26 protein-coding genes and 1 pseudogene are annotated in these 26,512 nt (G+C 62.5%); 19 read left to right on the forward strand and 8 right to left on the reverse strand.

Annotation, left to right across the window (positions count from 1 at the left end; translation table 11 throughout):
• Nucleotides 1–4: 4 nt before the first annotated feature.
• The 6 genes from ybeY (at nucleotide 5) to E5W70_RS03275 (ending at nucleotide 6,149) form a co-directional block, all read left to right on the forward strand.
• Nucleotides 5–502, forward strand: coding sequence for an rRNA maturation RNase YbeY (gene ybeY, locus E5W70_RS03250; RefSeq protein WP_292653989.1), 498 nt, complete (start codon nucleotides 5–7; stop codon nucleotides 500–502).
• Between the two features lie 28 nt (nucleotides 503–530).
• Nucleotides 531–1,604 carry a hemolysin family protein gene (locus E5W70_RS03255; protein ID WP_254816261.1) on the forward strand — a complete coding sequence of 358 codons (1,074 nt, stop codon included), beginning with the start codon at nucleotides 531–533 and terminating at the stop codon, nucleotides 1,602–1,604.
• A 69-nt stretch (nucleotides 1,605–1,673) separates the two neighbouring features.
• Nucleotides 1,674–3,260: an apolipoprotein N-acyltransferase gene (lnt, locus tag E5W70_RS03260; protein ID WP_292653990.1), complete on the forward strand. Its 1,587-nt coding sequence runs from the start codon at nucleotides 1,674–1,676 to the stop codon at nucleotides 3,258–3,260.
• A 138-nt stretch (nucleotides 3,261–3,398) separates the two neighbouring features.
• Nucleotides 3,399–3,818: a helix-turn-helix domain-containing protein gene (locus E5W70_RS03265; protein ID WP_292653991.1), complete on the forward strand. Its 420-nt coding sequence runs from the start codon at nucleotides 3,399–3,401 to the stop codon at nucleotides 3,816–3,818.
• A 328-nt stretch (nucleotides 3,819–4,146) separates the two neighbouring features.
• Complete coding sequence (gene metK, locus E5W70_RS03270) at nucleotides 4,147–5,436, forward strand: methionine adenosyltransferase (RefSeq protein ID WP_292653992.1); 1,290 nt, start codon at nucleotides 4,147–4,149, stop codon at nucleotides 5,434–5,436.
• A gap of 11 nt (nucleotides 5,437–5,447) precedes the next feature.
• Nucleotides 5,448–6,149: a tRNA (guanosine(46)-N(7))-methyltransferase TrmB gene (locus E5W70_RS03275; protein ID WP_292653993.1), complete on the forward strand. Its 702-nt coding sequence runs from the start codon at nucleotides 5,448–5,450 to the stop codon at nucleotides 6,147–6,149.
• Between the two features lie 59 nt (nucleotides 6,150–6,208).
• Here the strand turns inward: E5W70_RS03275 and E5W70_RS03280 are convergent, their stop codons facing one another.
• Nucleotides 6,209–6,373: a hypothetical protein gene (locus E5W70_RS03280; RefSeq protein ID WP_292653994.1), complete on the reverse strand. Its 165-nt coding sequence runs from the start codon at nucleotides 6,371–6,373 to the stop codon at nucleotides 6,209–6,211.
• A 282-nt stretch (nucleotides 6,374–6,655) separates the two neighbouring features.
• Between E5W70_RS03280 and rimP the strand changes: the two genes are divergently transcribed.
• From rimP to E5W70_RS03330, 10 genes are all read left to right on the forward strand, one after another.
• Nucleotides 6,656–7,288, forward strand: coding sequence for a ribosome maturation factor RimP (gene rimP, locus E5W70_RS03285; protein WP_292653995.1), 633 nt, complete (start codon nucleotides 6,656–6,658; stop codon nucleotides 7,286–7,288).
• A 47-nt stretch (nucleotides 7,289–7,335) separates the two neighbouring features.
• The gene (gene nusA / locus E5W70_RS03290) at nucleotides 7,336–8,931 is read left to right on the forward strand and encodes a transcription termination factor NusA (RefSeq protein WP_023676901.1); all 1,596 of its coding nucleotides are present in this window, start codon (nucleotides 7,336–7,338) and stop codon (nucleotides 8,929–8,931) included.
• A 38-nt stretch (nucleotides 8,932–8,969) separates the two neighbouring features.
• Nucleotides 8,970–9,620: an RNA-binding protein gene (locus tag E5W70_RS03295; RefSeq protein WP_292653996.1), complete on the forward strand. Its 651-nt coding sequence runs from the start codon at nucleotides 8,970–8,972 to the stop codon at nucleotides 9,618–9,620.
• Nucleotides 9,617–12,184, forward strand: coding sequence for a translation initiation factor IF-2 (gene infB / locus E5W70_RS03300; protein ID WP_292653997.1), 2,568 nt, complete (start codon nucleotides 9,617–9,619; stop codon nucleotides 12,182–12,184). The genes E5W70_RS03295 and infB overlap by 4 nt, the downstream gene beginning before the upstream one ends.
• 123 nt (nucleotides 12,185–12,307) lie before the next feature.
• Complete coding sequence (rbfA, locus tag E5W70_RS03305) at nucleotides 12,308–12,733, forward strand: 30S ribosome-binding factor RbfA (protein WP_292653998.1); 426 nt, start codon at nucleotides 12,308–12,310, stop codon at nucleotides 12,731–12,733.
• The gene (gene truB, locus E5W70_RS03310; RefSeq protein WP_292653999.1) at nucleotides 12,733–13,692 is read left to right on the forward strand and encodes a tRNA pseudouridine(55) synthase TruB; all 960 of its coding nucleotides are present in this window, start codon (nucleotides 12,733–12,735) and stop codon (nucleotides 13,690–13,692) included. The genes rbfA and truB overlap by 1 nt, the downstream gene beginning before the upstream one ends.
• A gap of 146 nt (nucleotides 13,693–13,838) precedes the next feature.
• Nucleotides 13,839–14,933 (forward strand): magnesium/cobalt transporter CorA, encoded by a 1,095-nt coding sequence (gene corA / locus E5W70_RS03315; protein WP_292654000.1) that lies wholly within the window; start codon nucleotides 13,839–13,841, stop codon nucleotides 14,931–14,933.
• A gap of 140 nt (nucleotides 14,934–15,073) precedes the next feature.
• On the forward strand, nucleotides 15,074–15,385 hold the full coding sequence (gene rpsO / locus E5W70_RS03320; protein WP_280940423.1) for a 30S ribosomal protein S15: 312 nt from the start codon (nucleotides 15,074–15,076) through the stop codon (nucleotides 15,383–15,385).
• 407 nt (nucleotides 15,386–15,792) lie between these two features.
• Nucleotides 15,793–17,940 carry a polyribonucleotide nucleotidyltransferase gene (pnp, locus tag E5W70_RS03325; protein ID WP_292654001.1) on the forward strand — a complete coding sequence of 716 codons (2,148 nt, stop codon included), beginning with the start codon at nucleotides 15,793–15,795 and terminating at the stop codon, nucleotides 17,938–17,940.
• A gap of 87 nt (nucleotides 17,941–18,027) precedes the next feature.
• On the forward strand, nucleotides 18,028–19,041 hold the full coding sequence (locus E5W70_RS03330) for a class I SAM-dependent methyltransferase (protein ID WP_292654002.1): 1,014 nt from the start codon (nucleotides 18,028–18,030) through the stop codon (nucleotides 19,039–19,041).
• A gap of 34 nt (nucleotides 19,042–19,075) precedes the next feature.
• On the opposite strand, the gene fabI is transcribed toward E5W70_RS03330, so the two are convergent.
• The 3 genes from fabI to fabA all read right to left on the reverse strand — a co-directional run bounded on the left by fabI (nucleotide 19,076) and on the right by fabA (nucleotide 21,763).
• Nucleotides 19,076–19,888 carry an enoyl-ACP reductase FabI gene (gene fabI / locus E5W70_RS03335; RefSeq protein WP_292654003.1) on the reverse strand — a complete coding sequence of 271 codons (813 nt, stop codon included), beginning with the start codon at nucleotides 19,886–19,888 and terminating at the stop codon, nucleotides 19,076–19,078.
• 13 nt (nucleotides 19,889–19,901) lie between these two features.
• Nucleotides 19,902–21,122, reverse strand: coding sequence for a beta-ketoacyl-ACP synthase I (gene fabB / locus E5W70_RS03340; protein WP_292654004.1), 1,221 nt, complete (start codon nucleotides 21,120–21,122; stop codon nucleotides 19,902–19,904).
• Between the two features lie 122 nt (nucleotides 21,123–21,244).
• Nucleotides 21,245–21,763: a 3-hydroxyacyl-[acyl-carrier-protein] dehydratase FabA gene (fabA, locus tag E5W70_RS03345; protein WP_292654005.1), complete on the reverse strand. Its 519-nt coding sequence runs from the start codon at nucleotides 21,761–21,763 to the stop codon at nucleotides 21,245–21,247.
• Between the two features lie 240 nt (nucleotides 21,764–22,003).
• Between fabA and irrA the strand changes: the two genes are divergently transcribed.
• A complete protein-coding gene (gene irrA, locus E5W70_RS03350; RefSeq protein WP_023676913.1) occupies nucleotides 22,004–22,435 on the forward strand; it encodes an iron response transcriptional regulator IrrA in 432 nt (143 codons plus the stop codon).
• A 10-nt stretch (nucleotides 22,436–22,445) separates the two neighbouring features.
• The gene (locus E5W70_RS03355) at nucleotides 22,446–22,805 is read left to right on the forward strand and encodes a DUF4260 domain-containing protein (RefSeq protein ID WP_292654006.1); all 360 of its coding nucleotides are present in this window, start codon (nucleotides 22,446–22,448) and stop codon (nucleotides 22,803–22,805) included.
• Nucleotides 22,806–22,887: 82 nt separating this feature from the next.
• On the opposite strand, the gene E5W70_RS03360 is transcribed toward E5W70_RS03355, so the two are convergent.
• Nucleotides 22,888–23,445 carry an SH3 domain-containing protein gene (locus E5W70_RS03360; RefSeq protein ID WP_023676915.1) on the reverse strand — a complete coding sequence of 186 codons (558 nt, stop codon included), beginning with the start codon at nucleotides 23,443–23,445 and terminating at the stop codon, nucleotides 22,888–22,890.
• Between the two features lie 155 nt (nucleotides 23,446–23,600).
• Here E5W70_RS03360 and E5W70_RS03365 point away from each other — a divergent pair, with 155 nt between their 5' ends.
• Nucleotides 23,601–24,602: a D-glycerate dehydrogenase gene (locus tag E5W70_RS03365; RefSeq protein WP_292654007.1), complete on the forward strand. Its 1,002-nt coding sequence runs from the start codon at nucleotides 23,601–23,603 to the stop codon at nucleotides 24,600–24,602.
• Between the two features lie 64 nt (nucleotides 24,603–24,666).
• On the opposite strand, the gene E5W70_RS03370 is transcribed toward E5W70_RS03365, so the two are convergent.
• From E5W70_RS03370 to E5W70_RS03380, 3 genes and pseudogenes are all read right to left on the reverse strand, one after another.
• Nucleotides 24,667–25,155: a GNAT family N-acetyltransferase gene (locus tag E5W70_RS03370; protein ID WP_292654008.1), complete on the reverse strand. Its 489-nt coding sequence runs from the start codon at nucleotides 25,153–25,155 to the stop codon at nucleotides 24,667–24,669.
• On the reverse strand, nucleotides 25,152–25,913 hold the full coding sequence (locus E5W70_RS03375; protein ID WP_292654009.1) for a molybdopterin-synthase adenylyltransferase MoeB: 762 nt from the start codon (nucleotides 25,911–25,913) through the stop codon (nucleotides 25,152–25,154). Before E5W70_RS03375 ends, E5W70_RS03370 begins: the two co-directional genes overlap by 4 nt.
• 76 nt (nucleotides 25,914–25,989) lie before the next feature.
• Nucleotides 25,990–26,512 (reverse strand): annotated as a pseudogene (locus tag E5W70_RS03380) (DNA replication and repair protein RecF); the annotation flags it as partial.

The raw sequence follows: 26,512 nt of genomic DNA on the forward strand, positions 1-26,512 counted from the left end.
CCGCATGGCTGAGGAGCAAAAGGCGGGGGGGCCGCTTCCCGTCGAGATCGATATCGCGATCGAGGCGGGCGACTGGCCCGGCGAGGCGGTGCTGATGCGGCTTGTCGACCGCGCCGTCTCGGCCGCCTTTGCCGAAACCGGTGCGGACGGCCGTTCCGAGCTCAGCATCGTCTTTTCCGACGATGCCCATATCCGTACGCTCAATGCCGGCTGGCGCGGCAAGGACAAGCCGACCAACGTCCTGTCTTTTCCGGCTTTTCCGTTTGCCAGGGGCGGGCCTCTGCCGCCGATGCTCGGCGACATCGTGCTGGCCGCCGAGACTGTCGCGCGCGAAGCGGCACTGGAAGACAAGCCAGTCGAGGACCATATCTCCCATCTCGTCATCCATGGCCTGCTGCATTTGCTGGGCTACGACCATGAGACCGATGCCGAAGCGGAACTGATGGAAGCGACAGAGCGCGCAGCACTTGCGAGGCTTGCCATTCCCGATCCCTACACGTAATTACAAAAGACCAATTGACCGGACGATGATGAACGACAAACCAGAGACTGCCGCCCGCTCCGACGCCGGCAGTGCGATCAAGCCTTCCGAAACGACGGAAGAGGGCTCGAGTCCGAGTACCACGACCGGCAGCTTCGCCAGCGAGGCATCGCCTGCCGGTCCTTCCCTGTTCGATCGCGTGCTCGGGCTTTTCAGGCACCGCAACGGCACCAGCCTGCGCGAGGAGATTGCCGGTGCGCTTGCCGAAACGGCGAGCGATGCAGAATCCTTCTCGCCCGGCGAACGCGCCATGCTCAACAACATCCTGCGCCTGCGCGAAGTGCGCGTCGAGGACGTCATGGTGCCGCGCGCCGACATCGAGGCGGTCGAGATCACCACGAAGCTCGGCGATCTTCTGGGGCTGTTCGAGCAGTCTGGCCACTCCCGCATGCCGGTTTATTCGGAGACGCTCGACGACCCGCGCGGCATGGTTCATATCCGCGACGTGCTGGCGCACATCACCAAGGTCGCCCGCGTCAGAAAGGGCAGGACGACCAGGAAAACCCCGGTCGCGACGGTTCTCGATCTCGCCCAGGTCGATCTGGCGCGCACCATCGGCGATCTCAACCTGATCCGACCGGTGCTGTTCGTGCCGCCGTCGATGCTCGCCTCCGACCTGATGGGGCGAATGCAGACGACGCGCACCCAGATGGCGCTGGTCATCGACGAATATGGCGGCACTGACGGTCTCGTCTCGCTCGAGGATATCGTCGAGATGGTGGTCGGCGACATCGAGGACGAGCATGACGAGGACGAGCCGATGATTACCCAGGCCGGCGAAGGCGTCTTCATCGTCGACGGCAAGGCCGAGATCGATGACGTCGCCAAGATGATCGGCGAGGATTTCGCCGCCGGCGAGCACGGCGAATATGTCGACACGATCGGCGGCATGATCTTCAACACGCTTGGCCGGGTGCCGGCGCGCGGCGAAGTGGTGCAGGCCATACCCGGCTTCGAGTTCCATGTACTCGACGCCGATCCGCGCCGTGTCAAGCGCGTGCGCATCGTCGAGACCCTGAAGGGCGAACGCCGCCGCCGCGCCGTCCGCACCGAGCAGGCTTAGGGTTCATTTGGAACCGGGGCTCCGGCCTGATAAATCTTGCTTCCTGATTCGCACGACTCGGAAGCATAGATGGAGCGCCAGGCCGGCCGGATAATTCTGCTTTGGGGCTGGCGGCGCGCGCTGGTGGCGTTTCTTGCCGGGGCGCTGGCGGTTCTTGCCCAGGCGCCTTACGATTTCTTCGCCGTCTGTTTCGTTTCGTTCCCGCTGCTGGTGTGGCTCCTCGACGGCGCGACCAGCGAAGCCTCGGACGGTTTTCTGCGGCGCTTGCGGCCGGCTTTCGCCACCGGCTGGTGGTTCGGTTTCGGTTACTTTCTTGCCGGTCTGTGGTGGGTCGGCTCGGCGCTGCTGGTCGAGGCCGACAGCTTTGCCTGGGCCTTGCCGTTCGCGGTGGTCGGCATCCCCCTCGCGCTGGCCTTCTTTTACGGTTTCGCTGCCGTGGTTGCCCGGCTGTTGTGGAGCAACGACATTGGCCGCATCGCCGCGCTCGCCTTCGGTTTTGCGCTGGCGGAATGGCTGCGCGGCTTCCTGTTCACCGGCTTTCCGTGGAATGCCGTCGGCTATGCGGCGATGCCGGTGCCTTTGCTGATGCAGAGCGTATCGGTGACCGGCATGGTCGGCATGAACGCCCTTGCGGTCTTCGTCTTCGCGCTGCCGGCCCTGCTTGCGGCGCGCCAGCATCTTCGCCTCGGCGCGGCATTGCTTGTCGTTCTCGTCGCAGCCGATGCCGGCTTCGGTTATATCAGGCTCGCCGCCCCCGAAAAGCCGGCGGCCCGCAGCCTCGACGTCCGTATCGTGCAGCCTGCCGTCGACCTCACGGAAAAATGGGATGCCTCGGTGCGTGACCGCATCTTCGCCACCATGATGGGGCTTTCGGCCAAGGCGCCGGAACCCGGCCATGACAGGCCGCAATTGATCCTGTGGCCGGAGACCTCCGTGCCGTTTCTGTTCACCGAACGTCCGGATGCCCTGCCTGCCATCGGAGAGATGCTGGGCGATGGCCAGATGCTGGTTGCCGGCGTCGTTCGCGAGGAAGGCGGCTCGGCGACCGGCAGCCGTTACTACAACTCTGTGGTGGCGATCGACGAAAGGGGCGAAATCGTCGATGCCGTGGACAAGGTCCACCTGGTACCCTTCGGCGAATACCTGCCTTTCGCCGATCTGCTCGGCCGCTTCGGGCTTGAGCAGCTTGTTGCCGGCCCGATGACCTTCGCGGCCGGCAATGAGCGGCACCCGATCGCGCTGCCCGGCGGTATCCGGGCGCTGCCGTTTATTTGCTATGAGGTCATCTTTCCCGATCTCGTCGCGGTTGACGCAACGGCAGCCGAGCTTATTGTGAACGTCACCAATGACGCCTGGTTCGGCGACACGCCGGGGCCGTACCAGCACTTCAGGCAGGCGCAGATCCGGGCGGTGGAGAATGGGGTGCCCCTGTTGCGCGCGGCTAATAACGGCATTTCGGCCGTTGTCGACCCGCGCGGTCGCATCGTCGACGCGCTGGCAATCGATGTACGCGGTGCCATCGATGTGCGCGTGCCGATCTCCAACCAAGCCATCGTTTCCTCCGGCCAACGACGCATTAACGGAATGCTGATCATGTTTTTGCTTGCCGTTGCGGCATGCATTTTGAACGTAAGGCAAAGGCTACGGGCGAATTGACAGCCGACACATTAGAAACTCATACTGTAAGCGCCTGAAAAATTATCGAAGTCGATAGGTCGTTCTGTTGGGGCACGGGCCGCCGTCTTCGTTTGGGCAGCAAAATAGAAAAAGCCGGAAAAATTCGGCGAGGAAAAAATGACAGAAGAAAACAAGAAAAAGCCGAATCCGATCGACATCCACGTCGGAAGCCGCATTCGGCTTCGCCGCAATATGCTGGGAATGAGCCAGGAAAAACTGGGCGAAAACCTCGGCATAACGTTCCAGCAGATCCAAAAGTACGAAAAGGGCACCAATCGCGTTGGCGCCAGCCGTCTGCAGGCAATCGCCTCCATACTAGGCGTCCCCGTCGCCTTCTTCTTCGAGGATGCGCCCGGTCAGGAGCCCGTGGGCACCCGCGGATTTGCCGAGGATGCGTCGATGACCTCCGCCGTCGAATTCTGCGGCAGCCCGGAAGGCCTCCAGCTGAACCGCGCCTTCGTCAAGATCGCCGACGTGAAAGTGCGCCGCAAGATCATTGAGCTAGTGAAGTCGCTCTCCGCCGACGAGGTCGATTGACTGGCCCGTGAAGAGTTCAAAGAGGAAGAGGTCGTCGTAGCTGGGATGTAATTTCTCGCGGCTGTGCGCATCGAGGGATGTGCATTCCGCAGATGCGCTAAAGCGCGGATCGATTTTGCTCGACACGCTTCCTCGAAGCCGTTTTCCTCAGTCTGTTGGTGCAAGGGCTGATGGCAGTGCGCCCTGCCGCCGTCTCGGGATGCAAAGATAATGACGTCAAAATCCATGCCAGAACGGCTGCACGGCTTGACGAGCGGCGCCCGGCACCGTTAACAACTGGCGCGCCAAAATCGGCGGCCTGCCGATATTTTTTCAAGAGGGGACACCCGTGACGCGGCACAATTACTTCTTCACCTCGGAATCCGTTGCCGAGGGCCATCCCGACAAGGTCTGCGACCGTATCTCCGACGAGATTGTCGATCTCGTCTATCGCGAAGCCAGAAAGACCGGCATGGACCCGTGGAAGGTCCGCGTTGCCTGCGAGACGCTTGCGACGACCAATCGCGTTGTCATCGCCGGCGAGGTGCGCGTCCCCGAGACGCTGCTCAAGAAGGACAAGGAGGGCAACGTCCTGAAGGACGCAGCCGGCCATCCGATTGTCAACCCGGCCAAGTTCAAGTCGGTCGCCCGCAAGGCAATCCGCGAAATCGGCTACGAGCAGGCCGGCTTCCACTGGAAGACGGCCAAGATCGAGGTTCTGCTGCACGGCCAGTCGCCGGATATCGGCCAAGGCGTCGACAACGCCTCCGACCGGCAAGGCGAGGAAGGAGCCGGCGACCAGGGCATTATGTTCGGCTATGCCTGCCGCGAGACACCGGACCTGATGCCGGCGCCGATCTACTATAGCCATAAGATCCTCGAACTGCTGGCAGCTGCGCGCCATGAAGGCAGCGGTGATGCAGGCAGGCTCGGGCCGGATGCCAAGAGCCAGGTTACAGTCCGCTATGTCGACGGCAAAGCGGCGGAAGTGACGCAGATCGTGCTGTCGACCCAGCATCTCGATGAGACGTGGGATTCGAAGAAGGTGCGCAACGTCGTCGAACCCTATATTCGCGAAGCACTGGGCGACCTGAAGATCGCCGATAATTGCAACTGGTACATCAACCCAACCGGCAAGTTCGTCATCGGCGGGCCCGATGGCGACGCCGGCCTGACCGGCCGCAAGATCATCGTCGACACTTATGGTGGGGCTGCGCCCCATGGCGGCGGCGCTTTTTCTGGCAAGGACACCACCAAGGTCGACCGCTCGGCGGCCTATGCGGCGCGCTATCTCGCCAAGAACGTGGTTGCCGCGAAGCTTGCCGATCGTTGCACTATCCAGCTTTCCTATGCGATCGGTGTCGCCCAGCCGCTGTCGATCTACGTCGACCTGCACGGCACCGGCAAGGTCGACGAGGCAAAGCTCGAGCGTGCACTGCGCACCGTGATGGACCTGTCGCCGTCCGGTATCCGCCGCCACCTCGATCTCAACAAGCCGATCTATGCCAAGACGTCGTCCTATGGCCATTTTGGCCGCAGGGCCGGCCGCGACGGATCCTTCTCCTGGGAGAAGACCGATCTCGCCAAGGCGCTCAAGGACGCTCTCGCCGAACCAGTCGCCGAAGCAGTCGCCGCCTAACCGCGGCGCCTATGCACACGAAGGACCGGCCAAGCAGTGCGACCGAGGCATTTTTCGGTCGCCGGCGCGGCAAGACCATTCGACCACAGCAGGCGGCGGCGCTGGAGAGCGGTTTCTCCGCCTACAGGCTCGATCTGACGGTCGAACCGCCGGCCGATCTGCGCAGCCTTTTCGAAGCAGAAGTTTCCGCTGTCCAGCTCGAAATCGGTTTTGGCGGCGGCGAACATCTTCTGCACCGTGCCACGGCCAGCCAGGCGACCGGCTTTATCGGCGTCGAGCCCTTCGTCAACGGCATGGCCAAGATGATGATGGCGGTCCGGGAGCGGCCACTTGCCAACCTGCGCGTCTATGACGACGACGCCACACGCCTGCTGGACTGGCTGCCGCAGGCTTCGCTTGACGGCATTGACCTTCTCTATCCGGATCCGTGGCCGAAGAAGAAGCACTGGAAGCGGCGCTTCGTCAGCCCGGTCAATCTCGACCGCTTCGCGCGCGTCCTGAAGCACGGCGGAAAGTTCCACTTTGCGTCCGACATCGACAGCTATGTGAACTGGACGCTGCTGCATTGCCGGGCGCACGGCGCCTTCACATGGCAGGCAAGCGAAGCAGCCGACTGGCACCGGCCGTATGATGGCTGGCCGGGGACGCGCTATGAGGCCAAGGCTATTCGTGAAGGCCGACGGCCCGCCTATCTCACCTTCGTGCGGAAATAGCGGGAAATTAGAGCTGAGCAAAAGGCGAGCGGGCCGAAGGCTCTCGGCGCTCACCTGGCTCAGAAGCGACGGATCTTGTCGAAGGCTGCCGGTTCCATGCCGAGATTGCGCAAATCATGCGCACGCGGCTTGCGACCGTTTTCCACAGCCCGCGACGCTGCTACGGCGCTGCCGAAAACGCTGAAGACACCGCCTATGGCTGAAAAAAATCCACGGTTGTTCATGATCGTACCCTTTCGAGCGCAGTAAGTCGCCAATTGTGCAATGCAACATAGATAGTCGTGCGTCGCCGGTGCTCAAAGGGGGATCACTGCATGGGCGCCATGCATTTGGCGCAGCGCTGCGGACTCGGCGCCTTGCCGTCATGCAGGACGGGCTTGAAACGAGGACCATGATCGTCTATATCAGCTTCAAATTCTTGGTCGGTATGACGAAGAGTGGGTCCACCCGGTCCCGCTCTTTTTTATTACCTGCCGACCAAACAGGAATCGAGCGACAGGGACCGAATGACAGTGACGGCAAGCGAAGGCGACGACCGCATCATCCGCGAAAGCGGCATCGATGCGCGCATCGCGCTGATCGTTCAGCCGGTCCTGCGCGCCATCGGCTTCCGCTTAGTGCGTGTGCACCTGTCGGGCCAGAACGGGCTGACGCTGCAGATCATGGCCGAGCGCGAGGACGGCACCATGACGGTCGAGGATTGTGAAGAGGTCAGCCGGGCGGTGTCGCCGGCGCTCGATGTCGATGATCCGATCGAGAAGGCTTATCATCTCGAAGTGTCGTCGCCGGGCATCGACCGGCCGCTGGTCCGCAAATCGGACTTTGCAGCCTGGACCGGCCATCTGGTGAAGATGGATACGTCGGTTCTCGTCGCCGACCGCAAGCGCTTCAAGGGCAAGATCGCCGAAAGCGACGCGGACGGTGTGCTGATCGAGCGCGACAAGGCCGCTTACGGCGAGGAGCCTACGGTGCGTGTGCCCTACGATGCGATTGCCGAAGCGCGGCTGATTCTGACCGACGACCTTATCCGCGATGCGCTGTCGAAGGACAATCGGGCGCGCAAGGAAGCCAGGAAACGCCGCGGCGAACCCGAAGACGCACCAGAGGGTGCGGAAGACGAAACCGAACAGGAAATGTGATTGGGCTGCCGGCCGTAAAGGTCGGCAACAAGCTCGGGAGAAAGAAGATGGTTGTAAGCGCCAACAGGCTTGAACTGCTGCAGATCGCCGATGCGGTCGCGCGTGAAAAGTCGATCGACAAGTCGATCGTCATCGCCGCCATGGCCGATGCGATCCAGAAGGCCGCGCGCTCGCGCTACGGCCAGGAAACCAACATCCGCGCCGACATCAACGCCAACACCGGCGAGATGAAGCTGCAACGGCTGATGGAAGTGGTCGAGAAGGTCGACGATTACGCGACGCAGATTGCCATTTCCTCGGCGCGCGAGCGCAATCCGGACGCCCAGCTCGGCGATTTCATCGCCGAACAGCTGCCGCCGATGGATTTCGGTCGCATCGCCGCCCAGTCGGCCAAGCAGGTTATCGTGCAGAAGGTGCGCGAGGCCGAGCGCGACCGGCAATATGACGAATACAAGGACCGTATCGGCGAGATCGTCAACGGCACCGTCAAGCGAGTCGAATACGGCAACGTCATCGTCGATCTCGGCCGCGGCGAGGCGATCATCCGCCGCGACGAGCTGATCCCGCGCGAAAACTACAAGTATGGCGATCGCGTCCGCGCCTATGTCTATGACGTGCGCCGCGAACAGCGCGGCCCGCAGATCTTCCTGTCGCGCACCCATCCGCAGTTCATGGCGAAGCTGTTCACCATGGAAGTGCCGGAAATCTACGACGGCATCATCGAGATCAAGTCGGTCGCCCGCGATCCGGGTTCGCGGGCCAAGATCGCTGTCATCTCCCGTGACAGCTCCATCGATCCGGTCGGTGCCTGCGTCGGTATGCGCGGCAGCCGCGTCCAGGCGGTCGTCGGGGAATTGCAGGGCGAGAAGATCGACATCATTCCGTGGTCGCCTTCGGCCGCGTCCTTCATCGTCAATGCGTTGCAGCCGGCAGAAGTCGCCAAGGTCGTGCTCGACGAGGATGCCGAGCGCATCGAGGTCGTCGTTCCCGACGATCAACTGTCGCTGGCCATCGGCCGCCGTGGCCAAAACGTCCGTCTTGCCTCGCAGCTCACCGGCTGGGACATCGACATCCTGACCGAGCAGGAAGAGAGCGAACGGCGCCAGAAGGAATTCGTCGAACGGTCGTCGCTGTTCATGGAAGCCCTCGACGTCGACGAGATGGTCGGCCAGGTGCTCGCTTCCGAAGGCTTCACCAGCGTCGAGGAGGTCGCGTATGTCGACTCCGGCGAAATCGCGTCGATCGACGGCTTCGACGAGGACACGGCTTCGGAAATCCAGACCCGCGCCCGCGAATATCTGGAAAAGATCGAAGCCGAGCATGACGAGAAGCGCAAGGCGCTCGGCGTCAAGGACGAATTGCGCGAGATTCCAGGCATCACCACCGCCATGATGGTGACGCTCGGCGAGGACGGCGTGAAGACGATCGAGGATTTCGCTGGCTATGCAGCCGACGACCTGACCGGTTGGAAGGAACGCAAGGACGGCGAGACGAAGGTATTCCCGGGTGTGCTCGCCAACCACGGCGTATCGCGCGCCGATGCCGAGCAGATGGTCCTGGCCGCTCGCCTGAAGGCAGGCTGGATCACCGAAGACGAGCTTGCCGCCGAGGGCGTGCCGGCTGACGAAACCGTCGGTGCGTGAGGTGAAACCGCATCGCACCGAACCCGCCCTTGGACGAGATGAACGATCGCACCTGCATCGTCACCCGCAGGCAAGCCGAACCGGATGAGCTGATCCGTTTCGTCGTCGGCCCGGATTCGGCCGTCGTTCCGGACATCAAGAGAAACCTGCCCGGCCGCGGTTGCTGGGTGACGGCCGACCGCCTACATATAGAAAAGGCAGCGGCGAAGAACCTGTTTGCCCGTGCTTTTAAGGCGCAGGTGACCGTGCCAGCCGATCTTGGCGGCATGGTCGACGCGCTGCTTTCCAGGTCCGCTCTGGGCATGCTTGGCCTGGCCCGCAAGGCGGGCGCCATAGCGCTCGGAGCGACCAAGGTCGAGAGCGCCGTGCGCGGCGGACTTGCACTTTTCGTGCTCCACGCGACCGAGGCTTCCGACGATGGCGTCCGCAAGATAAGCCAGGCGCGACGGGCAACCGTCCACCTCGGCGGGCGTGCGATCCGCGCTTACAAACTTTTCTCCGAGGCCGAGTTGAGCTTGGCATTGGGGGGTACAAATGTGATACATGCTGCCGTTCTCGCGGGAGACGCGGGCAGGGCGGTCCAGAAGCGCATGGTTGCGCTCGACCGATATCGGGGCGGTTCCCCGGACGATCTGGCAATGCTTGCGGCCGTTGCTGACGAAGATGATGCCGCAGAGGATATGGAATGAGCGATACGAAATCGGGCGACGACAAGACGCTGAGTGTTACGCCGAAGAAGACCTTGACGCTGAAGCGCCCCGGTATGGAACAGGGCACTGTGCGCCAGAACTTCTCGCACGGCCGCACCAAGTCGGTGGTCGTCGAGACCAAGAAGCGCAAGTTCTCGCTGCCCGGCGACAAGCCGGAGCCGGCGGCAGCGCCTGTGTCCGTCTTCACGCCGAAGCCGGTCGCGGCAGCGCCTGCCGTGCAGGAAGCTCCCAAGGCGCCGCCGCCTCCGCCGCCGGTCGAACGCGGCGGCATGGTGCTGAACGAGTTGTCGCGCCAGGAAATGGAAGCACGCCGCCGGGCTCTCGAAGGCTCGAAGGTGCGCGACGTCGAGGATCGCCAGCGCGCCATCGAGGAGGCCAAGCGCCGCAGCGAGGACGAAGAGCGCCGCCGCCGCGAGCGCGAGGAATCGGCTCGCCGTCAGGCCGAAGAAGAGGCGCGGCTGCAAGCCGAGGCTGAATCCCGCCGCCGTGCCGAGGAAGAGGCGCGCCGCCGTGCGCCGCTCGCCGCCGAACTGGCGACAGTCGATGACGAGGAAGAGGTCAAGCCGAAGCGGACCGGTGCCGGTGCACCAGTGCGCCGTCTGGTCACGCCCGAAGTGGCGCGTCCGGCCAAGCCGACCAAGGGCGAGGAAGACCGCCGCCGCGGCAAGCTGACGCTGAATTCGGCGCTTTCCGATGAGGATGCGCGCGCCCGCTCGCTGTCGTCGATGCGCCGCCGTCAGGAGAAATTCAAGCGCGCGTTGCATAACGAGCCACGCGAGAAAGTCATGCGTGAAGTGATCCTGCCCGAAACCATCACCATCCAGGAGCTGGCGCAGCGCATGTCCGAGCGCGCTGTCGACGTGGTCAAATTCTTCATGAAGCAGGGCCAAATCCTGAAGCCTGGCGACGTCATCGACGCCGACACGGCCGAACTGGTCGCGACCGAATTTGGCCACACGGTCCGCCGCGTCGCCGAGTCCGACATCGAAGAGGGCTTGTTCAACATCGCCGATCGTCCCGAGGATCTGCAGCCGCGTCCGCCGGTGGTTACGATCATGGGCCATGTCGATCACGGCAAGACCTCGTTGCTCGACGCCATCCGCAATGCCAACGTGGTATCCGGCGAAGCCGGCGGCATTACCCAGCATATCGGCGCCTATCAGGTCGAGAAGAACGATAACAAGATTACCTTCATCGACACGCCCGGCCACGCCGCCTTCACGGCGATGCGTGCCCGCGGTGCCCAGGCGACCGATATCGCCATCCTGGTGGTCGCGGCCGACGACAGCGTGATGCCGCAGACGATCGAATCAATCAACCACGCCAAGGCGGCCGGCGTTCCGATCATCGTGGCGATCAACAAGATCGACAAGCATGACGCCGACCCGCAGAAGGTGCGTTCGGAACTGCTGCGCCACGAGGTGTTCGTCGAATCGATGGGCGGCGAGGTGCTGGATGTCGAGGTGTCGGCGACCAAGGGCATCAATCTCGACAAGTTGCTCGAAGCGATCCTGCTGCAGGCCGAAATCCTCGACCTGAAGGCCAATCCGGACCGCACCGCCGAAGGCGTGGTCATCGAAGCCCAGCTCGACAAGGGCCGCGGCCCAGTCGCTACCGTGCTGGTGCAGACCGGCACGTTGATGCCGGGCGACATTCTCGTCGCCGGCAACGAATGGGGCCGGGTACGTGCGCTGGTCAACGATCGCGGCGAGCAGGTCAAGGAAGCGCCGCCGGCAATGCCGGTGGAAGTCCTCGGTCTGCAAGGCACGCCGCTGGCCGGCGACCGCTTCGCCGTTGTCAACAACGAAGCCCGCGCCCGCGAGATCACTGAATATCGCCAGCGTCTGGCGCGTGAGAAGGCGGTGGCCAGGCATGCCGGCCAGCGCGGCTCGCTTGAACAGATGATGTCGCAATTGCAGACCAGCGGATTGAAGGAATTCCCGCTGGTCATCAAGGGCGACGTGCAGGGCTCGATCGAGGCGATCAATGCGGCGCTCGACAATCTCGGCACCGACGAGGTACGCGCCCGCATCGTCCACGCGGGGGCCGGCGGCATCACCGAAAGCGACGTGTCGCTGGCGGAAACCTCGGGGGCTGCGATCATCGGCTTCAACGTTCGGGCCAATGCGCAGGCCCGCGCGGCCGCGGCTGCGGCAGGCATCGAGATCCGCTACTATTCGATCATCTACAATCTGGTCGATGATGTGAAAGCGGCCCTTTCCGGCCTGCTCTCGCCGGAGCGTCGCGAGACCTTTATCGGCAATGCCGAGATCCTCGAGATCTTCGACATCACCAAGGTCGGCAAGATCGCCGGCTGCCGTGTCACCGAAGGCAAGGTCGAACGTGGTGCGGGCGTCCGCCTGATCCGCGACAACGTCGTCATCCACGAAGGCACGCTGAAGACCCTGAAGCGCTTCAAGGACGAGGTTTCGGAAGTTCCGGGCGGCCAGGAATGCGGCATGGCCTTCCAGAACTACGAGGACATGCGCGTCGGTGACGTCATCGAGTGCTTCCGCGTCGAGATGGTGACCAGGACGCTCTGATCTCGAGCGTTCGAGTTCGGGCATCCATCGAGACCGGGCGGTGGTCGAAAGACCGCCGCCCAAACCATATGAGACATGTGGTGCGGTCCGATCCCGCGCTTCACGATTTCAGGATAGAGAAAAATGCCCCGTTCAACCCCGTCAGGCCCATCCCAGCGCATGCTGCGCGTCGGCGAGCAGGTGCGCCATGCGCTATCTGAAACCTTGCAGCGCGGCGAGATCCTCGATCCGCTGATCGAGAACACAGTGGTCTCGGTCTCCGAAGTGCGCATGTCGCCCGATCTGAAGATCGCCACCGCCTTCGTCTCGCCGCTCGGCGCCAAGGATGCCGGTGCGGTGGTCGAAGCGCTCAACAAGCATGCGAAGTTTGTTCGCGGCCGCGTTTCCGGCGCGCTGCGGCAGATGAAGTACATGCCGGAATTCCGCTTCCGGCTCGACACCAGCTACGACAATTTCCAGAAGATCAACGAATTGCTGCACTCGCCCGAAGTGGCGCGCGATCTCAGCGCCGACGACAAAGACAAAGACGACCGGAAGGACAGCGAATAGTGGCGCGTCGCGGCAAGAAGAAGGGCCGGCCGATCTCGGGCTGGCTGGTACTGGATAAGCCGGTCGGCATGGGCTCGACCGAAGCCGTCTCCAAGATCAAATGGCTGTTCCAGGCGGAAAAGGCCGGCCATGCCGGCACGCTCGACCCGCTCGCGTCCGGCATGCTGCCGATCGCGCTTGGCGAGGCAACCAAGACCGTGCCTTACGTCCAGGACGGCGCCAAGGTCTACCGCTTCACGGTTGCCTGGGGCGAGGAGCGTTCGACCGACGACCTCGAAGGCCCGGCGACCAAAAACTCGGATCGCCGTCCGGCGGAAGCCGACGTACGGGCGCTGCTTTCGAAATATACCGGCGTCATCATGCAGACGCCGCCGCAATTTTCGGCGATCAAGATCGCCGGCGAGCGCGCCTATGACCTTGCCCGCGATGGCGAGACGGTCGACATTCCGGCACGCGAGGTTGAGATCGGCCGGCTCGACCTGGTCGAGCACATGGCAGATCGCACCATTTTCGAGGTCGAATGCGGCAAGGGCACCTATGTCCGCTCGCTGGCCCGCGACATGGGCCGCGACCTTGGCTGTTTTGGTCACATCGCCGAGCTGCGGCGGGTCGAGGTCGAGCCGTTTACGCAGGAAGATTTCGTCACCCTGGCCGAGTTGGAAGCCGCCCGCTTCGGCGAACGGAGCGAGGAAGGTTCGCAAGCAGCGGACGCGCCGATCGACTTCGGTGCCATCGATGCACTTCTGGTCGACACCGCGGCGGCGCTCGAATGCTTGCCGCAGGTTGCGATCAGCGACGATGCGGCAACCAAAATCCGCCTCGGCAATCCGGTCATCATTCGCGGCCGCGACGCGCCGGTGGAAGCTGAAGAGGCCTGCGCCACCGCGCGTGGCAAGCTGGTCGCCATCGGCGCCATCGAGCAAGGCATGTTCAAGCCAAAGCGGGTCTTTATCGGGTAACAGCTGTCTCTCGGCGCATGATCTCCAAACCGGATTCTATTTTGGGAAAGGATCATGCGCTAAGTCAACAGGGCTACGGCGTCGTTTGCCGTCCGAAGGGATGCGCGGCGGCGTAGTGCCATCCGACGCTGCATTCGAGGGGGCACATGGCAAAGGCTGAGACGGGCAAGAAGCGGGCGGTGCTTAACACACGGCGGCCGCCGGTCGGGGCTTCGCCCGGCACGCTGATCGCCGACCCGGCGGCACGCCGCTCCGAGCTCAGGCTGACGTTGATCTCGCCCGAGAAGTTCAAGACGATCGACAATGCCAGCATCGACGACGTCAACACCCATTGCCACAATTGGCCGGTCATCTGGCTCGACTGCACAGGCCTCGCCAACATCCAGCTGATCGAGGAGATCGGCCGGATATTCAACCTGCATCCGCTGGCGCTGGAAGATGTCGTCAACACCGGTCAGCGGCCCAAGGTGGATTTCTTCGAGGACCATGCCTTTGTCGTCGTCAGGATGATCGACGATGTCACCGCGCATCGTTACGAACAGATCACCGTCTTCTTCGGCAAGAACTTCGTCGTCACCTTCCAGGAGCGCGAAGGCGACCCGTTCGATCCCGTGCGCAAGCGGATCGCAAGCTCGGTGCCCAACCGCTTGCGCTCGCGCGGCGCCGACTATCTCGCCTATGCTTTGATCGACGCCATCGTCGACAGCTATTTCCCGCCGATCGAGGCTGCCGGGGAATTGGTCGACAGCATCGAGGACCAGATGCTGAACCAGGCGCACAAGCACCAGATGCGGCAGCTTCACGAATTGCGGCGCGACGCCAATGTGCTGAAGGGCGTGCTTTGGCCGATGCGCGACGCGCTGGCGACCATGATCCGCAACGACGTCTCTTATGTGAAGGCCGAAACCAAATTATTCCTGAACGACACGCTGGATCATTCGCTGCGATTGATCGAACTGGTCGAAACGCAGCGCGATATGCTGACCGGCCTGATCGAGATGCACTTGTCGCTCAGCCAGGCGCGCACGAACGACGTCATCAGTTATCTGACGATCGTCTCGGTGATCTTCCTGCCGCTCACATTTCTCGTCGGCGTGTGGGGTATGAATTTCGACCCCGACACCTCGCCCTGGAATATGCCGGAGCTGAAGGCCTATTACGGCTATCCCCTGTCGCTCGTCTTCATGCTGCTCGTTGCGGTCGGGCTCTACGCGTACTTCAAATGGAAGAAATGGCTCTGACCGACCGGAAGTGCCCGTTTATGCAGCAAAAAGCCGGCTTGTGAATTGGGCTGGCCTTTTTGTCGGAATTGCACTATATGCGCCGCAGCTTCGCGCTTTGACGCGTTGCTTGCACCGGCCCCTGCTGGACGACATCCCGGCTGAGGGCGTCCCGTTTCCTCAAACAGACAAGGAAAAACACGATGTCGATTACTGCCGAACGCAAGAAGGAATTGATGGGTGAATTCGCAACCGCCAAGGGCGATACCGGGTCTCCGGAAGTCCAGGTGGCCATCCTTTCCGAGCGCATCAAGAACCTGACCGACCATTTCAAGGACCACAAGAAGGATAACCATTCCCGCCGTGGTCTGCTCGCTCTCGTTTCCCAGCGCCGCAGCCTGCTTGATTATCTCAAGCGCAAGGACGACGCGCGCTATCAGACGCTGATCGAGAAGCTCGGTCTGCGCCGTTGACGAATTGACCGGCGGGTTCTTTCGAGAGCCCGCCGGTCGCGCATTGGAGCATCGGGTCATCCAAGGCTCCAATGAAGGAAGTAGAGCGCCGCGCATCGGTTTGGATGCGCAAAGGACGCTCTGAAGTTTAGTTTTGCGCAGGGTACTTTCCGAAAACCTGGTTTTCGGGTTCACGCGCAAGGCCAGTCGGATCGATTGGCCAACCCGGTTTCGAAACAGCAGAGGGCCACTCGAAACCGCCCATGGACGGTCATGGGGCAGGATTGCAGGACGCTCGTGCGGCACCGCGCCGAATAGCCGAGCTTCCCGTTGTCTTGCCCGTGGCTGCCCGAGAAAGGAAGCCAAGGGAAAGGGGCATCCGCGCACGCTGAAACGGCGCGGCCCTTTCCGCATACGAAGGACAAGACATGTTCAATTACCACAAAGTGGAAATCGAATGGGGCGGCCGTCCGCTCATTCTCGAAACCGGCAAGATCGCACGTCAGGCTGACGGCGCGGTGCTGGCCACCTATGGCGAAACCAAGGTTCTCGCCACCGTCGTCTCGATGAAAGAGCCGAAGCCCGGCCTCGATTTCTTTCCGCTGACGGTCAACTACCAGGAAAAGACTTACGCCGCCGGCAAAATCCCGGGTGGCTATTTCAAGCGTGAAGGCCGTCCGAGCGAGAAGGAAACGCTCGTTTCCCGCCTGATCGACCGCCCGATCCGCCCGCTCTTCGCCGAAGGCTACAAGAACGACACCCAGATCGTCGTCACCGTCGTCCAGCACGATCTCGAAAATGACCCGGACATCCTGTCGATCGTCGCCACCTCCGCCGCCCTTACCTTGTCCGGCGTGCCGTTCATGGGCCCGGTTGGCGGCGCCCGCGTCGGCTACATCAACGGCGAATACGTGCTCAACCCGCATGTCGACGAGATGCAGGAATCGAAGCTCGACCTGGTCGTTGCCGGCACCGCCGACGCCGTGCTGATGGTCGAGTCCGAAGCCAAGGAACTCGGCGAGGATCTGATGCTCGGCGCCGTCATGTTCGGCCACAGGGGCTTCCAGCCGGTGATCGACGCGATCATCAAGCTGGCTGAAGTCGCGGCCAAGGACCCGCGCGACTTCACCGCGCCGGACTATTCCGCACTTGAAGCCGAGATGCTGAAGATCGTCGAAGGCGAGCTTCGCGACGCCTACAAGATCACCGACAAGCAGAAGCGCTATGCCGCCGTCGACGCAGTCAAGGCGAAGGTCAAGGCCGCGTTCGCGCCGGCAGAAGGCGAAGAGGCCAAATACACGTCCGAACAGATCGGCACCGTGTTCAAGGAACTCCAGGCCAAGGTCGTGCGCTGGAACATCCTCGATACCGGCTCGCGCATCGACGGCCGCGACCTGAAGACGGTCCGCAAGATCGTCTCGGAAGTCGGCGTCCTGCCGCGCACGCACGGCTCGGCGCTATTCACCCGTGGCGAGACCCAGGCGCTGGTCGTCGCCACGCTCGGCACCGGCGAGGACGAGCAGTATGTCGATTCGCTGACCGGCATGTACAAGGAGAAGTTCCTCCTGCACTACAACTTCCCTCCCTATTCGGTCGGTGAAACCGGCCGCATGGGTTCGCCGGGCCGCCGCGAAATCGGCCACGGCAAGCTCGCCTGGCGCGCCATCCGGCCGATGCTGCCGACCGCCGACCAGTTCCCCTATACGTTGCGCGTCGTTTCGGAGATCACCGAGTCCAACGGCTCGTCGTCGATGGCTACCGTCTGCGGCACCTCGCTGGCTCTGATGGACGCGGGCGTGCCGCTGGCCAAGCCGGTCGCCGGCATTGCGATGGGCCTGATCAAGGAAGGCGAGCGCTTCGCCGTGCTCTCCGACATCCTTGGCGACGAGGACCACCTCGGTGACATGGACTTCAAGGTTGCCGGCACCGCCTATGGCATCACCTCGCTGCAGATGGACATCAAGATCGAGGGCATCACTGAGGAGATCATGAAGATCGCCCTCGACCAGGCCAAGGATGGCCGTCAGCACATTCTCGGCGAAATGGCCCACGCGCTGTCCGGCGCGCGTGCCGAGCTCGGCGAGTTCGCGCCGCGCATCGAGGTCATGCACATCCCGACCGACAAGATCCGCGACGTGATCGGCTCGGGCGGCAAGGTCATCCGCGAGATCGTCGAAAAGACCGGCGCCAAGATCAACATCGAGGACGACGGCACGGTCAAGATCGCTTCGGCCAATGCCAAGGAGATCGAGGCGGCGAAGAAGTGGATACACACCATCGTCGCCGAGCCGGAAGTCGGCGAAATCTACGAAGGCACGGTCGTCAAGACCGCCGACTTCGGCGCTTTCGTCAATTTCTTCGGTCCGCGTGACGGCCTCGTCCACATCTCGCAGCTCGCCAATGACCGCGTCGCCAAGACTTCCGATGTGGTCAAGGAAGGCGACAAGGTCTGGGTCAAGCTGATGGGCTTCGACGAGCGCGGCAAGGTCCGCCTGTCGATGAAGGTTGTCGACCAGGCCACCGGCAAGGAAATCGTCCGCGACAAGAAGAGCGAAGGCGAAGAGAACGCCGCCTAAGCTGATCTAACTGCAATCGAAGCGGGCGCGCCGGAAGGTCGCGCCCGTTTGCGTTTCAACAACAGCCTTGCAGTTCAAGAGTGGTGAATGTCCGCCGAGCCGCTGAAGACGCTTTTCCATCCATTCTCGGCCGGGGCTGTTTCCCTGCCACGAAAGGATGAACGCATACTCTTTCTCGGCGCCGAGCCCGGCTTTCGCTTGCCCGAAGGGTTTGATGCCAAGCTTCATCTCATCCAAGGCTTCAGGCCGCATTTTCGCGCCTTGCAGGCATCCGGCTTCACGGTCACGCCGCAGGTCGAAGGCGAGGCTTTCGACGCGGCATTTGTGCTCGCCGGCCGCCATCGCGGCCAAAACGAGTTGCGCGTTGCCGAAGCGGTCAAACGCGTAGCACCAGGCGGGTTGATCGCCGTTGCCGGCGGCAAGGACGATGGTATCGCCAGCCTGCGCAAGCATGTCGGCGCCCTTGTGCCGCTCGAAGGCCACCTGCCGAAGCATCACGGCATTGCCTTCTGGTTTCGCCGGCCGGCCGATACCGTTGCCGCGGCAACGCTTCGCGCCGCCAATCCGGACTTGGTGGTCGAGGACCGCTTCCGCACGGCCCCAGGCATGTTTTCGTTCGACAAGATCGATGCGGGATCGAAGCTGCTGGTCGAAAATCTGCCCAACGATCTGCGTGGCAGCGTTGCGGATTTCTGTGCCGGTTGGGGCTATGTCGCCGCCGAAGTCGCCGCCCGCTCACCCGGCATATCGGCGCTTGACCTTTACGAAGCGGATTTCGAAGCGCTGGAGGCGGCGAAGGCCAATGTCGGCAACACAGGCGTGGAGCCACGTTTCTTCTGGATAGATCTTTTGAGCGAGCCGGTCGAGCGCCGCTACGATGTGGTCGTCATGAACCCGCCCTTTCACCGCAGCCGGGCGACTGAGCCGGAGATCGGTGCCGGCATGATCCGCGCGGCAGGCAAAGCGCTGAAGCCGGGCGGCCGGCTGTTCATGGTGGCGAACCGTCAGCTTCCCTACGAACCGGTGCTGGCGGCCGCCTTCTCCAGCCATGCGGAGCTCGCCCGCGACGGCATGTTCAAGGTCTTCTCGGCGCGACGCTGAAACGCTGCGGGGCAAGCCGGCGACGTCGCTTGCGCTATTCCCGCCCGCCGTCGGTCTGCTTCAACTCGTCAAGCGTCGGCATGGACACGATGTGATAGCCGGAATCGACATAGTGGATTTCGCCGGTGACGCCGGAGGACAGATCGGACAGCAAATAGAGCGCGGAGCCGCCAACTTCGTCGATCGTCACTGTACGGCGTAGCGGCGAGTTACGCTGCTGGTAGGAGAACATGTGGCGTGCGTCGGAAATCCCGGCGCCCGCAAGCGTCCGTACCGGTCCCGCCGATATGCCGTTCACCCTGATGCCGCGCGGGCCGTAGTCGTTGGCTAGATAGCGGACGCTGGCCTCCAGCCCGGCCTTGGCGACGCCCATAACGTTGTAATTCGGCATGACGCGGACCGAACCGGCATAGGTCAGCGTGATCATCGAACCGCTATCCTTCATCAACGTGGCGGCGTGACGGGCGACCTCGGTGAAGGAGTAGCAGGAGATCACCATGGTGCGGATGAAGTTGTCGCGGCTGGTGTCGGCGTAGAGGCCTTTCAGCTCGTTCTTGTCAGAAAAGCCGATGGCATGGACGACGAAGTCCAGCCCGCCCCACGCCTTGCCAAGGGTCTCGAAGGTGGCAGCAACCGATGCGCTGTCCTCTACGTCGCAAGGCACGACCAGCGATGCGCCCAGTCTCTCGGCGAGAGGCCTGACCCGGCGCCCGAAGGCCTCACCCTGATAGGTGAAGGCGAGTTCCGCGCCATGTTCGGACAGTTTGCGGGCGATACCCCAGGCGATCGAATGATCGTTGGCGACACCCATGACAAGCCCGCGCTTGCCCTTCATCAATCCGTCCATGGTCGGCAAATCCTTATGCGGAATAGCGCTGGAAAATCAGCGTAGCGTTGGTGCCACCGAAACCGAACGAATTGGACAAAACGGTGTCGATCCTGGCTTCGTCGATGCGCTTGCGCACGATCGGCATGCCTTCGAATTCCGGATCGAGGTTGTCAATGTGGGCGCTCTCGCCGATGAAGCCGCCTTGCATCATCAGGATCGAGTAGATCGATTCCTGCACGCCGGCCGCACCCAGCGAATGGCCGGTCAGCGATTTGGTCGACGTGATGAAAGGCATCTTCTCGCCGAACACCTCGCGGATGGCGCCCATTTCCTTGGAGTCGCCGACCGGCGTCGAAGTGCCGTGCGTATTGATGTAGTCGACCGGCGAGGACACCGTTGCGAGCGCCTGCTTCATGCAGCGCGCTGCGCCTTCGCCCGACGGCGCCACCATGTCGTAGCCGTCCGAGGTCGCGCCATAGCCGACGATCTCAGCATAGATCTTGGCGCCGCGTGCCTTGGCATGCTCGAGTTCTTCAAGAATCAGCACGCCGGCGCCGCCGGCAATGACGAAACCGTCGCGATCGACGTCGTAGGCGCGGGAGGCGACCGATGCCCTGTCATTGAACTTGGACGACATGGCGCCCATGGCGTCGAACAGGTCCGACATCGTCCAGTCGAGGTCCTCATGGCCGCCGGCGAAGACGATGTCCTGCTTGCCCCACTGGATCAACTCGTAGCCATTGCCGATGCAATGCGCAGACGTTGAGCAGGCCGATGAGATGGAGTAGTTGACGCCGTGGATCTTGAACCAGGTGGCAAGCGTCGCCGAAGCGGTCGACGACATCGCTTTTGGCACCGCGAATGGCCCGATCCGCTTGGGGCTGCCGTTTTTGATCGTGGTCTCGGCCGCCTCGACGATTGCACGGGTCGACGGTCCGCCGGAGCCCATCACGATGCCGGTGCGCTCGTTGGTGATGTCGGTCTCGTCGAGGCCGGCGTCTGCGATCGCCTGGTCCATTGCGACATGGTTCCAGGCAGCACCCTGCGACAGGAAGCGCATGGCGCGACGGTCGATCATGCCCGATGGATCCAGCGTCGGCGCGCCCCACACCCGGCAACGGAAGCCATGCTCGGCGAAAGAGTCGGAGAAACTGATGCCGGACCTGGCATCGTGCAGCGAGGTCTGCACCTCGTTGGCATTGTTACCGATCGACGACACGATGCCGAGACCTGTGACTACGACCCGTCTCATTCGCAACTCCTTCCAGCGCGGACCCCGAACCTGAAATCAATTTCCGGAACGGAACCATGCGCAAAATTAAAGTGCTACAGCGTCCATCAGACGTCCAAGACGTCGTACTGTAGGGTCTTCGTTCAGACGGCGGCCGATTGCTTGGACAGACCGACCTTCAGATCCGTTGCCGCATATATGGGCTCGCCATCTGCCTTCAGCCAACCATCGGCGATACCAAGCACAAGCCGACCGCGCATCACTCGCTTGAAGTCGACGCCGTACTCCACCTTCTTGACCGAAGGCGTGACCATGCCTTTGAATCTCACCTCACCGGTCGACAGCGCCATCCCCTTGCCGGGTTCGCCGAGCCATCCAAGATAGAACCCCGTCAACTGCCACATGGCGTCCAGGCCCAGGCATCCCGGCATGATCGGATTGCCGATAAAATGGCAGGCGAAGAACCACAAATCCGGCCTGATATCGAATTCCGCGCGGATGAAACCCTTGTCGAACGCACCGCCAGTTTCGCTGATTTCGGTGATGCGGTCGAACATCAGCATCGGCGGATAGGGCAGCTGCGCATTTCCCGGTCCGAACAGCTCGCCGCGGGCGCAGGCAAGCAATTCCTCGTAACCGTAACTGGACTTCGAACCCGCCATCAATCTCGTCCCCGTGATCGTCCCGGGCGATAGGCGCCCTTGTCGGTGGTTTCCTAACACAATCTGTTTCAGGCCGGAAACCGGCGTTTGCGCTTAACCTGCCCGTCTGCCCGGGTCAATGCGCGCTATTGATCGCATTCGGCCGACAGAATATATGTCAGGACACGTCCAGTTTCGGCAGATGCTCAATTTCTGCCATTTTGGACGTGTCTGAGGTGGAACTGTGAGCGCGACGGATAGATGGATCTGGGTTGCCGGAAGGATAATGTCGCTGTGGACAAGCGGGTTCGCGAGGCCGGTCTGAGGCCGACACGCCAGCGCATCGCGCTGGCCGATCTGCTTTTCGCCAAGGGCGACCGCCATCTTTCGGCCGAGGAACTGCACGAGGAGGCGCTTGCCGCCGGCGTGCCGGTGTCTCTGGCCACCGTCTACAATGCTCTGCACCAGTTCACCCAGGCTGGCCTTTTGCGCATCCTCGCCGTCGAGGGATCGAAGACCTATTTCGACACCAACACCTCCGATCACCATCATTTCTACATCGAGGGCGAAAACAGGATCTTCGATATCGACAGCGGCCCGGTGACGGTTTCCAACCTGCCGGAACCGCCGGAAGGCATGGAGATCGCCAATGTCGATATCGTGGTGAGACTGCGTCCGAAACGCTGCGACTGACTGGCGCCTTATGAAATTCCTGGATTTGACGCTCCGGCTCGAATGGGTCGCCGTCGCGGTGGCGGGTCTTGTCTTCTATGCAATCGCCGGTGTTTCCTGGTGGCTATTTGCCGTGCTCATTCTGGCGCCCGACCTGTCGATGCTGGGTTACATGGCAGGGCCGCGCGTCGGGGCCGTCGCCTACAACGCCTTGCACATACTGATCTTGCCCGTTCTGCTGGCGCTTGTCGGCAGCGTCTTTGACAATGCAATGGCGATAGCTGTTGCGCTGATCTGGATCGCCCACATCGCTATCGACCGCGCTCTGGGCTATGGCTTGAAGCTGTCGAGCAGTTTCCAGGATACCCATCTCGGCCGGATCGGCCGCTAAACCATCCCCGAACCGAAGATCAGCGAAACAAAATGCCGGATCCGGTGCTTACAGCGCTGGCCCGACCTCCGGTTCGGAAACGTCAGTTCTTGACCTTTTCGCCGGGATAGGCACCCCAGACGAGCGACTGGGCGAGCCAGCCGGTATGGCCGTCGAAGGTCATTTCGCACCATTGGCCATCGCAGGACTTGATTGTGCCCATCACCCCCGGTTCGAGGATCGCGATGACGCCTGCATCTTTTGCCGGGTCGTCGAGGAGGTTGACGCGGGCGTCCTTGCCGCGCTGCCAGGGCGCGACGATCGCCGTGCGGCGGCCCGACAGCAGCGACTGATTGATCCAGCCTTCCGAGCCGTCCGCATCGCGCACGCGACGCCACGTATCGAACTCCTGGATGATCTCCATCGGCAGGCCTGGCTTCATATACATCCAGTCGACGGAATAATTGACGCCCGGCCCGACGCGCGAGTTGACGCGGCCGGATTTCAGACTGACGAAGCGCGGCAGCGGCAAGCCGCTTGGTCCGAGCGTGACGCTCTGGGCGGGTGCCGCGGCACTTTGTGCCATCACCAGTGGGCTATGGATGAGAGCGCCGAGGAATGCTGCACTGAGGGTCAGGCGGAGCGACGCGAAACCAGACACTTTCGTTCCTTTCGGCGCCGGCCCATCGGCCTTCGCCCCTTTTTCTTTGTCTTCGGCGGAACCGCTTGTTACATGGATGACCGGTACCGCGATCGGTTCTCAGTTTCGCCGTTCTTGGTTAAAGAGGTCTCAACGAGATCGGGTTCGAGGAAACAATGGTAGGCAAAAAGAAGCCCCTCGTCGTCATCACGCGCAAGTTGCCCGACCCAGTCGAGACCCGCATGCGCGAGTTGTTCGACGCCCGCTTGAATGTCGAGGACAGGCCGATGACGCAGCCGGAACTGGTGGCGGCGGTCAAGGAGGCCGACGTGCTGGTGCCGACCGTGACCGACAATATCGACGCGGCGCTGATTGCCCAGGCCGGCGACAACCTCAAGCTGATCGCCAATTTCGGCAATGGCGTCGACAAGATCGACGTTGCGGCAGCGGCCAAGAAAGGCATCACCGTCACCAACACGCCGAACGTGTTGACCGAAGATACGGCCGACATGACCATGGCGCTGATGCTGGCCGTGCCGCGGCGGCTGGCCGAAGGCGCCAACGTGCTGACCGGCGACAAGAAATGGGCGGGCTGGTCGCCGACCTGGATGCTCGGCCGGCGCATCTGGGGCAAACGGCTCGGCATTGTCGGCATGGGTCGCATCGGCACCGCCGTCGCCAGGCGCGCCAAGGCCTTTGGCCTCTCGATCCACTACCACAACCGCCACCGCGTGCTGCCGGCAATCGAAGACGAGTTGGAAGCGACGTATTGGGAAAGCCTCGACCAGATGCTCGCCCGCATGGACATTATCTCGGTCAATTGCCCATCGACACCGGCAACTTTTCATCTGCTGTCGGCACGGCGGCTGGCGCTTCTGCAACCGTCAGCTTACATAGTCAACACCGCGCGCGGTGATATCATCGATGAGGAATCGCTAGTCAAGCTCATCCATGACGGCAAGATCGCCGGCGCCGGCCTAGACGTCTACGAGCACGAGCCGGCGCTGAACAGCAAGCTGCTGAAGCTCGCCCACAAAGGCAAGGTCGTGCTGTTGCCGCATATGGGTTCGGCGACGCTCGAAGGCCGTATCGACATGGGCGAGAAGGTGATCATCAACATCCGCGCCTTCTTTGACGGTCATCGCCCGCCCGACCGCGTGCTGCCGCTGCGGGCGTGACCTGCCATTATGCCGGCATGGTCTTGCCGCGACAACCACGCGTTCGTCTTTGGATAATGTTGGCTTACGAAAGCACCTTGCGCATGGTGATTGAGGTCGGCCGGTCGTAGCCCTTGTGCGCTGTCTGTACGGTTTCACGAAAACCGAGGCGGGCAAAGGCTGCGTGATTTCCGATCAGCTCGATCCGGGTCTGGAGCTCGATGGCGGTCCTGTTGTGGCTACGGGCAAGATCTTCGACGGCCTGCATCAGCCGTTTTCCAATGCCTTGTCCCTGAAGAGCCGGCTCGACCGCGAGCTTTCCAATATAGAGGTCGTCTGCGCGCTTCAGGAACAAGACGCAACCGACGATCTCACTTTGCTTCAGCGCCAGGAATGCTGTCTCCTCCATCGCTTTAGCCCTGAGATTTTCGACGGTGAGCCGATGGGCCGAGGACGGCGGGTCAATAATCCCGTCCATGAAAGCGAAGGCGCGCAGGACAAGTGCCAAGACCTCGTCCCAACGGTCGAAATCGGCCGCAAGCTGCACGATGGAAACGTCGGCAGGCAGGCTCACCGGTTGGTTCGCTTGTAGCGGATCGTGTCGAAGCGTGCCGCCAGCGCATCGTAGAGCAGCAGTCGTCCGACCAGCGGCTCGCCAATCCCGGTGATCAGCTTGATCGCTTCCATGGCTTGCAACGTGCCGATGACCCCGGTCAGCGCGCCGACAATGCCGGCCACCGCGCAGGACGGCACCAGTCCCGGCGGCGGCGCCTCGGGAAAGAGATCGCGGTAGCTTGGGTTCAACGTGCCGTCCGGGCCGGTTTCGAACGGCTTCAGCACGGTGACCGAGCCGTCGAAGCGGCCAACGGCGGCATGCACGAGCGGCCGGCCCTCGGCGGCGCAGGCGTCGGCCACCGCGTAGCGCGTCTCGAAATTGTCGGAGCCGTCAACGACGATGTGATAACGGGCAATGAGGGTAGGGGCGTTGTCCACGGTCAGCCTGAAATTGTGCTCTTCCACGACGACGTTTGGATTGATGCGGATGATCGCCGCTCTGGCGCTGTCGGTTTTCGCCATGCCGACATCGCCCGTGGCGTGGATCACTTGTCGTTGCAGGTTGGAAAGCGAAACGATGTCGTCGTCGACGATACCGAGGGTGCCAATCCCTGCGGCGGCGAGATATTCGAGCACCGGCGCTCCCAATCCGCCGGCGCCGATGACCAGCACCCGTGCCCGCTTCAGCCGCTGCTGGCCGGCGCCGCCGATCTCGGGCAGCACGATGTGGCGGGCGTAGCGTTCGAGCTCTTCATCGGTGAGGGCGGCTGTAATCATCGCCGGACCATATAGCGGAGGAAAAAGCTTGTCAGGTATCAATGCATGCCGCGCAGAAATGCGCCATGAACCAAGTTCAAGTGGTCGGCCTGACCGTGCCGTGATCGACGGTCAGGAATTGCGCGCGTCCCTTGAGGCTGTCAAACAACGCGGCATCGGTCCCGGTCATGAAAGCCTGGCAGTTCAGTTCCTCCAGGATCGAGAACAAGGCCGCCCGTCGACCGCCGTCGAGATGGGCAGCAATCTCGTCGAGCAGCAGGATCGGCGTCATGCCCGACATCTCGCCGGTTAGCCGCGCATGCGACAAGACAATGCCGACCAGCAGCGCCTTCTGCTCGCCGGTCGAACAGAGCTCGGCCGGCATCGCCTTGGGCCGGTGGCGCACCACGAGGTCGGAACGGTGCGGGCCGTCGAGCGTGCGTCCGGCGGTGCGGTCGCGGTCGCGCCCCTGGGCAAGCGCCCGACGGAACCGTTCCTCGACGTCGACGGCCGGCAACATACCGATTTCGCCTTCCAGTTCGCCCGAGATGCCGATATCGGCTTGCGGAAACGGTCCGTCGCCGGGCAGACGGTCGATCATGGCGGCGAGCAGGCGCACC

This window comes from Mesorhizobium sp., assembly GCF_005063415.1.
In the GTDB taxonomy this organism is placed as follows: domain Bacteria; phylum Pseudomonadota; class Alphaproteobacteria; order Rhizobiales; family Rhizobiaceae; genus Mesorhizobium.